An 8,382-nucleotide genomic window follows, 5' to 3' on the forward strand; every position below is an offset into this window, starting at 1 on the left:
GAGGTCACGTGTCCTGAAGATTAAGAAGTCGTAGCTTTCGGCACCTTAGCAAGTTCAGCGTAAATCGGGGATGAACCTAAGTGTCGCGGCTGTGGACGGATCGGTGGGCGGCTTGATCATCGACAAATCGCCGTTTGACCCGGGGAACGCGCGCTTCGATGATGGGCTATGAGCGCCGCCCGGTCGATCCCGTCCGAAACGCTGGAAACCCTTGCCGGGCCAGCCTTCGAGGTGCTGCGCGCCGCGCCCGCCGGCGCGCCGCCGCCGACCGCCTTGGTCTTCGCCTCGCCCCACTCGGGCGAGGTCTATCCGCCGGACATGGTCGAGGCCGCCCGCCTGCCGGTCGAAACCTTGCGGGCCTCGGAGGACGCTTTCGTCGATCAGATCATCGCCGGCGCCCCCGCCCTGGGCGCGACTGTGATTCTCGCCCGGCTGGCCCGCGCCTATGTCGATCTGAACCGCGAGCCTTGGGAGCTGGACCCGTCGATGTTCGACGAGGATCTGCCCGACTACGCCCAGGGCCGCACGGCCCGGGTGGCGGCGGGGCTGGGGGCGATTCCCCGCGTCGCCGGCGAGGGACGGCCGATCTACGCCCGCAAGCTGACCTTCGCCGAGGCCCGCGATCGAATCGAGCTGGCCCACCGCCCCTATCACGACGCCCTGGACCGCCAGCTGGCGGCGGCGCGGGCGGCGCATGGCGCGGCCATCCTGATCGACTGGCACTCGATGCCGGCCGCCGCCGCGCGCGGCGTGCGCGGCCGGGGCGGATCGTGCGACATCGTGCTGGGCGACCGCTTCGGCGCGGCCTGCTCGCCGAAGCTGACCAGCTTGGTCGAGCGCGAGCTCGAAGGCATGGGCTACCGCGTCGCCCGCAACGCGCCCTACGCCGGCGGCTACACCACCGAGCACTACGGCCGCCCGGCCAAGCGCACCCACGCGCTGCAGATCGAGATCAACCGCGCGCTCTATATGAACGAGGACACGCGCGAGCCGACCGAAGGCCTGGAGAAGCTGACAGCGGACGCCGAGACGCTGACGCGGGCCCTGGCGGCGCTGGATGTCGGTGAGCTGAAGTAAGCCGCCACTGAAACCCTCTCTCTTGGAGAGAGGGAGGGGCCCATGCGCAGCATGGGAGGGTGAGAGGTTTCGCGGTCAACGGCGAACCTCGGGACCTTCGATCAAAGCTTTCGGGAAGTGGGCTCGCCATCGCGGTTTCGCGGACGGCCGGGGCGCTTAAGCTAGGTGAGGCCGTAACCTCTCACCCTCCCACCGCTTCGCGGCGGGCCCCGCCCTCTCTCTCAGAGAGAGGGATTTTGTCCCCCGAACCCCTCCGTTCCCGGCGCGTTGTCGTGGATCAAGGACACGAACCGCCGCTCAGGCCAAAAAAAAGCCCGGTGAAACCACCGGGCTAGTTCATTAGGGAGGAAACGCCCAGGAAGGGCAGAAGCGGCAGCGCCGCCTCACGGGATTGTTTATAGGGTGCGACGCAAAATTGGGCAAGTGAAAAAATGCAGTTCAATTCCTATTTTTCTAAAGGGGATTGGAGCAACGCCTTATGCAACAAGGGTTACGTAGGGTCGCCTAAAATGAGTGCATCATTTTTCATCATGTTGCGCCGCACAATCCGTTGCGATTGAAACCGTCTCTGTCGAGAACATCCCGCAAAGCCAAGCCTGGTAAGGGTTTGGCGATGACACCGGTTACCCGCGACAATGCTTTCCGAGGGGTGGGGGTGGATAAATCGAGCGCAGTCGCGTAAAAGCCGCGCGCCTGACGCTTGACTCGTCATCCCCTATTCTTCCCGAAAGTCCGTCCGTTCCCATGAACATGCGAAATATCGCCATCATCGCGCACGTCGATCATGGCAAGACCACCCTCGTCGACCAGCTGCTGGCCCAGTCCGGCGTGTTCCGCGCCAACGAAGCCACGACCGAACGGGCGATGGACTCCAACGACCAGGAACGTGAGCGCGGCATCACCATCCTGGCCAAGTGCACCAGCGTTCTGTGGAACGGCGAAGCGGGCGAGACCCGCATCAACATCATCGACACCCCCGGCCACGCCGACTTCGGCGGCGAGGTGGAGCGGATCCTGGGCATGGTGGACGGCTGCGTCCTGCTGGTCGACGCCGAGGAAGGCGTCATGCCGCAGACCAAGTTCGTGCTGACCAAGGCGCTGAAGATGGGCCTGCGCCCGATCCTCTGCATCAACAAGGTCGACCGCGCCCACGCCGATCCGGACCGCGTCCACAACGAAGCCTTCGACCTGTTCGCCGCCATCGGCGCCACGGACGAGCAGCTGGACTTCCCGCACATCTACGCCTCGGGCCGTTCGGGCTGGGCGACGCTGGACCTGAACCAGCCGAGCGACAACCTGGCCCCGCTGTTCGACCTGATCGTCCGCCACGTTCCGCCGCCCAAGGTCGCCGAGAACAAGGACAAGCCGTTCCAGATGCTGAACGTGCTGATCGAAAGCGACCCGTTCCTGGGCCGCCTGCTGACCGGCCGCATCGCCAGCGGCAAGGCCGTCCCCGGCATGGCCATCCACGCCCTGGACCGTAACGGCAACGAGATCGAGCGCGGCCGCATCACCAAGGTGCTGGCCTTCCGCGGCCTGAAGCGCCAGCCGGTCGACGAAGGCGCCGAGGCCGGCGACATCGTCGCCATCGCCGGCATGAGCAAGGCCACCGTGGCCGACACGCTGTGCGCCATGGAGGTCACCGAGGCCCTGCCGGCCCAGCCGATCGACCCGCCGACCATCTCGATGACCGTCTCGGTCAACGACAGCCCGCTGGCCGGTCGCGAAGGCGACAAGGTCCAGTCGCGCGTCATCCGCGACCGCCTGCTCAAGGAAGCCGAGTCGAACGTCGCCATCCGCGTCACCGAGACCTCGGAAAAGGACGCCTATGAAGTCGCCGGCCGCGGCGAACTGCAGCTGGGCGTGCTGATCGAGAACATGCGCCGCGAAGGCTTCGAGGTGTCGATCAGCCGTCCGCGCGTCGTTTATCAGACCGGCGAGAACGGCGAGCGCCTGGAACCGATGGAAGACGTCGTCATCGACGTCGACGACGAGTTCACCGGCATCGTCATCGAAAAGCTGTCGGCCCGTAAGGCCGAGCTGAAGGACATGGGCCCGTCGGGCGCGGGCAAGACCCGCATCCAGCTGCTCTCGCCCTCGCGCTCGCTGATCGGCTACCAGGGCGAGTTCCTGACCGACACCCGCGGTTCGGGCGTGCTGAACCGCGTGTTCAGCCACTACGAGCCGCACAAGGGCCCGATCGACCAGCAGCGCAAGGGCGTGCTCGTCTCGAACTCGGATGGTGAAACGGCGGCCTACGCCCTGTGGAACCTGGAAGAGCGCGGCGTGATGTTCGTCGGCGCCGGCGAGAAGACCTACCAGGGCATGATCATCGGCGAGAACAGCCGCTCGGACGACCTGGACGTCAACCCGATGAAGGCCAAGCAGCTGACCAACGTCCGCGCCTCGGGCAAGGACGAGTCGATCCGCCTGACCCCGCCGCGCCGCATGACCCTGGAACAGGCCATCGCCTATATCGAGGATGACGAGCTGGTCGAGGTCACCCCGAAGAACATCCGCCTGCGCAAGCAGGTCCTGAACCCCTCGTTCCGCAAGAAGCGCACGAAGGAAGACTAGTTCTGACAGAGAGAGAGCCTCGCTCTCTCGATGGTATCCCGTGTCATCCCGGAAGCCTCGCAGAGGCTATCCGGGACCGAGGGGCCAAAGCGCGGTGAGGCGGCCCATGGGTCCCGGCTCTCCGCTACGCTAAGGCCGGGATGACAAGAGGACGGAACGTCTGGGAAAGGTCGCTAGACCGACCCCAAAGCATCCAAGAGCCGCCGCCCCTCGGGACGGCGGCTTTTTTGCGCGCGGACGCCGCTGGTTCGCGCATGAACGTCGCGCCCTTACGCTGGGTCATTGCAACAGCTTGCCGCCGTGCGGCGATGCGCGCGGTCACACTTAACCGCCAGTTTACATAAACGACGGATATGTTTTCGCTTGGGGAGCGGACTGCCCCCGGGGGATCGGCACACTTGCGTTCCACGATCAGTTTCGTCGGTCGAGAAACGACCGCGCTTTTGTCTCGGATGCTGCCCGCCTTGCCAGAGGCGATGGCCGGCCGCGTCCGCATGGAGCAGGTGCAGAGCATCCTGCGCATGACGCCCGTCATGATGGGCGCGAACATCCTCATCGCCATACTGGTCGCCTTCGCCGGCCAAGGCAGTCCTCACACGGACGGCCTGACGCTGTGGGCCTGCGCGGTCGTCGCCTACGCCCTGCTGGGCCTGCGCGGCTGGGTCGCCTCGCAACGTCGGCGCAGTCCCAACAAAGCCGTCTCGGCGCGCGGCGTGCGCCGCATCACCTGGCAGGCCGGCGTTCTGGGAAGCCTGTGGGCCATCCTCCCGATCCTGACCATGCCCGCCGAGCAAGGCTTCAAGGGCTCGATGCCGATGATGGTCGCCTCGGTGATCGCCGGCATGGTCGGCTGCGGCGGCTTCGCCCTGCTGACCCTGCCGTCCGCGGCCATCGCCTATTCCACCCCGATGACGCTGGGCGCGCTCTTGGCGCTGTCGACCAGCCATGACCCGATCCTCTACGCCCTGGGCGGCCTCTTGATCTTCTGCCACGCCGTGGTGGTCGTCTCGTGCCTGTCGCACGCCAGGATCTTCGTCGACCGCCTGATCGCGTCCGAGGAGCTGGAAACCCAGCGCCAGGTGGTCAGCCTGCTGCTCAGCGACTTCGAGGAGGGCGCCAGCGACTGGCTGTGGGAGGTCGACGCGCTGGGCCGCCTGACCTACGTCTCGGACCGCATGGTCGCCGCCGCCGGCGTCGAGCGCGCCAAGCTTCTGGGCCAGCCGATGTCTGACCTGTGCGGCGCGGCCGAGGGCCCCGACGGCCCGGTCGCCGCCCTCTCGGCCCTGTTCGTCGAGCAAAAGACCTTCCGCGACGTGGTCGTCTCGATCGAGGTGGGCGAAGAGACCCACTGGTGGTCGCTGTCGGCCAAGCCGATCCACGACCTGGACGGCCATTTCACCGGCTTCCGCGGCGTCGGCGCCGACATCACCCAGGCCCGCGAGGACCAGGCCCGCATCTCGCGCCTGGCCCACTACGACGTCCTGACCCAGCTGCCCAACCGCCTGTCGTTCCTGCAGGCCCTGAGCCGCGCCTGGACCGAGCACGGCCGCGCCGACCGCGAGCCGCGCGGCGCCGGCTGCGCCGTGCTGTGCCTGGACCTCGATCACTTCAAAGGCGTCAACGACAGCCTGGGCCATCCGATCGGCGACGACCTGCTGGTCCAGGCCTCGGCCCGCTTGCGCGACTGCGTGGGCGAGATGGGGCTGGTGGCGCGCCTGGGCGGCGACGAGTTCGCCGTGGTGGTGGCCCCCTCGCCCGGCGCCGAGATCCTGGGCGAGCTGGCCCGCGACATCGTCGAAAGCCTGTCGCGTCCCTACGACGTGCGCGGCAACCACGTGCTGATCGGCGCCAGCGTCGGCATCGCCGAGGCCCCGCTGCACGCCGACGATCCGGACGGCCTGCTGAAGAACGCCGACCTGGCCCTCTACCAGGCCAAGGGCGACGGCCGCGGCGCCTATCGCTTCTTCGAGACGTCGATGGACCTCTGGATCAAGCAGCGTCGCGAGCTGGAAATGGACCTGCGCGACGCGCTCGACAACGACGAGCTGAAGCTGTTCTTCCAGCCTCTGATTGGCCGCGAGGGCGGCCGGGTCACCGGCTTCGAGGCGCTGCTGCGCTGGCAGCACCCGCGCCGGGGCCTGGTGGCGCCGGGCGAGTTCATCGAATGCGCCGAGCAATGGGGCCTGATCGGCAAGATCGGCGAGTGGGTGCTGAACGAGGCCTGCCGCACGGCCGCCAGCTGGCCCTCGCCCCTGACCGTGGCCGTCAACCTGTCGCCCCACCAGTTCGTGTCCGGCGATCTGGTGGCCCACGTCCGCAAGGCGCTGAAGGCCTCGCGCCTGGCCCCGTCGCGGCTGGAACTCGAGATCACCGAGGGCCTGCTGCTGCAGGACAGCGCCAAGATCCTGGACCAGCTGGCGCAGCTGAAGAAGCTTGGCGTGAAGATCGCCATGGACGACTTCGGCACCGGCTATTCCAGCCTGTCGTATCTGTGGCGGTTCCCGTTCGACAAGATCAAGATCGACCGCTCGTTCGTGGCCGAGATGCAGGACAACGCGGCGATCGCCGACATCCTGCGCACCATCGCCCTGCTGGGCCAGACCTTGAACCTGGAGGTCACCGCCGAAGGGGTGGAGACCGTCGACCAGGCGAGACTCCTGGCCGAGATGCGCTGCGACCACTTCCAGGGCTTCCTGTACGGCCGTCCGATGCCGGTCGGCGACATCCCCAGCTTCCTGCTGGCGGCCACGGCGCGCCAGATGCGGGGTTGGCATGTGGACGAGGACTGGGACGACGATTGGGGCGAGGCGGCGGCGGGGTAGCGGGGGGTCCCAGCGCCCCCTACGCCCCAACAACCTCCGTCATTCCCGCCCTTGTGGCGGGAACCCCTGGTTCAGCTGAAACGTGCGACGCAAGCGGACTGCCGAGCAGTCCGCCCCTCCCGCCCATGCGGTGGACAGAGGGGTTCCCGCCACAAGGGCGGGAATGACGGGTGGATTTGGACTTTTGGCGATACGCAATTCGCCCAATAACTCCCCCCATGGTCCATCCCGTCTTCGACAACCTGCCGACCACGATCTTCGAGCGCATGAGCGGCCTCTCGCGCCAGCATGGCGCGATCAATCTGGGTCAGGGCTTTCCCGACGACCAAGGCCCCCTGCCTGTGCGCGAAGCCGCGGCGCGGGCGCTGATCGAGGGCTCGAACCAGTATCCGCCGATGCGCGGCCTGCCCGAGCTGCGCGCCGCCGTCGCCGGCCACTATGCGCGCACGCAGGACCTGGCGCTGGACCCCGACGCCGAGATCACCGTCACCTCCGGCGCGACCGAGGCGCTGGCGGCGGCGTTCCTGTCGCTGATCTCGCCGGGCGACGAGGTGGTGCTGTTCCAGCCGCTGTACGACGCCTACCTGCCGCTGGTGCGCCGGGCGGGCGGGGTTCCGAAGCTGGTCCGCCTCTCGCCCCCGCATTGGCGCTTCACTCGCGAGATGCTGGAGGCCGCGTTCAGCGACCGCACGAAGATGGTGGTGCTGAACAGCCCCCTGAACCCGGCCGGCGTGGTCGCCCCCGACGAGGACCTGGCTCTGCTGGCCGAGTTCTGCGTCCGCCACGACGTCGTCGCCGTCTGCGACGAGGTCTGGGAGGCGGTGGTGTTCGACGGCCGCCGCCATCGCCCGCTGATGACCTTTCCCGGCATGCGCGAGCGGACGGTCAAGATCGGCTCGGCCGGCAAGCTGTTCGGCATGACCGGCTGGAAGGTCGGCTTCCTCTGCGCCGCCCCGGCCCTGACCCGGGCGCTCGCCGCCGCCCACCAGTTCCTGACCTTCACGACCCCGCCGAACCTGCAGGCCGGCGTCGCCTGGGGCCTGGACAATCACCGCGCCTGGTTCGACGACATGTCCGCCGCCCTGCAGCGCTCCCGCGACCGGCTGACCGAAGGGCTACGCGCGGCCGGCTATGTCGTGCTCGAGAGCCAGGGGACCTACTTCCTGAACGTCGACCTCGCCGCCTCGGGGATCGCTCTGGACGATGTGACCTTCTGCGAGCGCTGCGTCACCGACTTCGGCGTGGCGGCCATCCCGGTGTCGGCGTTCTTCGCGGAGGCGCCGGTGACGACCGTGGTGCGTCTCTGCTTCGCCAAGTCGGACGAAACGCTCGACGCGGCGATCGAACGCCTGGCGGCGGCAAAGAAGTCCCTCTCTCTTTGAGAGAGGGAGGGGCCCGCCGCGAAGCGGTGGGAGGGTGAGAGGTAAGAAGCTCTCCGATGAAGTTGGGGCTGTGGGCGCAAAGAACGTGCGCGCAGGATAGCGAAGGTCAAAGCCGCCGGGAGCTTCCGGCCGACGATGACACCTCTCACCCTCCCATCGCCTACGGCGCTGGGCCCCTCCCTCTCTCGAAGAGAGAGGGATTCACATCCCCTACCCCACCGTCTCCCGCGTGCGGGTCAGGCACCGATCCATCACCGACAGGAGATTCCGTAGGTCGATCGGCTTGGCGACGTGGGCGTCGCAGCCGGCGTCGAGGCAGGTCTTGATCTGGGCCGACATCACGTCGGCGGTCAGGGCGATGACCGGCAGACGATAGAAGCGCGGATCCAGGCGCAGCCGGCGCGTGGCCTCCAGCCCGTCCAGCACGGGCATGTTGACGTCCATCAGGACGAGGTCGACCGGGCGCTCGGCCAACACGTCCAGCGCGACCTGGCCGTTCTCGGCCTCGACCAGCTCGCAGTCGA

At 67.6% G+C, this 8,382-nt stretch carries 5 protein-coding genes and 1 pseudogene; 4 read left to right on the forward strand and 2 right to left on the reverse strand.

Features of this window, described 5'->3' with window-relative positions; all coding sequences use genetic code 11:
• Positions 1 to 168 precede the first annotated feature (168 nt).
• The 3 genes from Q0379_RS20820 (at position 169) to Q0379_RS20830 (ending at position 6,476) form a co-directional block, all read left to right on the forward strand.
• Positions 169 to 1,077: an N-formylglutamate amidohydrolase gene (locus tag Q0379_RS20820; RefSeq protein WP_299016277.1), complete on the forward strand. Its 909-nt coding sequence runs from the start codon at positions 169 to 171 to the stop codon at positions 1,075 to 1,077.
• A gap of 744 nt (positions 1,078 to 1,821) precedes the next feature.
• The gene (gene typA, locus Q0379_RS20825) at positions 1,822 to 3,654 is read left to right on the forward strand and encodes a translational GTPase TypA (protein WP_066681230.1); all 1,833 of its coding nucleotides are present in this window, start codon (positions 1,822 to 1,824) and stop codon (positions 3,652 to 3,654) included.
• 452 nt (positions 3,655 to 4,106) lie between these two features.
• On the forward strand, positions 4,107 to 6,476 hold the full coding sequence (locus tag Q0379_RS20830) for a GGDEF and EAL domain-containing protein (RefSeq protein WP_299016285.1): 2,370 nt from the start codon (positions 4,107 to 4,109) through the stop codon (positions 6,474 to 6,476).
• Positions 6,477 to 6,513: 37 nt separating this feature from the next.
• On the opposite strand, the pseudogene Q0379_RS20835 reads toward Q0379_RS20830, so the two are convergent.
• A pseudogene (locus Q0379_RS20835) lies at positions 6,514 to 6,703 on the reverse strand (hypothetical protein); the annotation flags it as partial.
• Here Q0379_RS20835 and Q0379_RS20840 point away from each other — a divergent pair.
• Entirely contained in the window at positions 6,695 to 7,858 is a 1,164-nt protein-coding gene (locus Q0379_RS20840) for an aminotransferase (protein ID WP_299016279.1), read from the forward strand. The pseudogene Q0379_RS20835 and the gene Q0379_RS20840 sit on opposite strands and share 9 nt — an antisense overlap.
• A 210-nt stretch (positions 7,859 to 8,068) precedes the next feature.
• On the opposite strand, the gene Q0379_RS20845 is transcribed toward Q0379_RS20840, so the two are convergent.
• Positions 8,069 to 8,382, reverse strand: a 314-nt coding sequence (locus Q0379_RS20845; protein ID WP_299016281.1) for a response regulator, incomplete at its 5' end; no start/stop codon positions are given.

Origin of the sequence: uncultured Caulobacter sp. (assembly GCF_937900395.1) — a bacterium.
Lineage (GTDB): Bacteria > Pseudomonadota > Alphaproteobacteria > Caulobacterales > Caulobacteraceae > Caulobacter.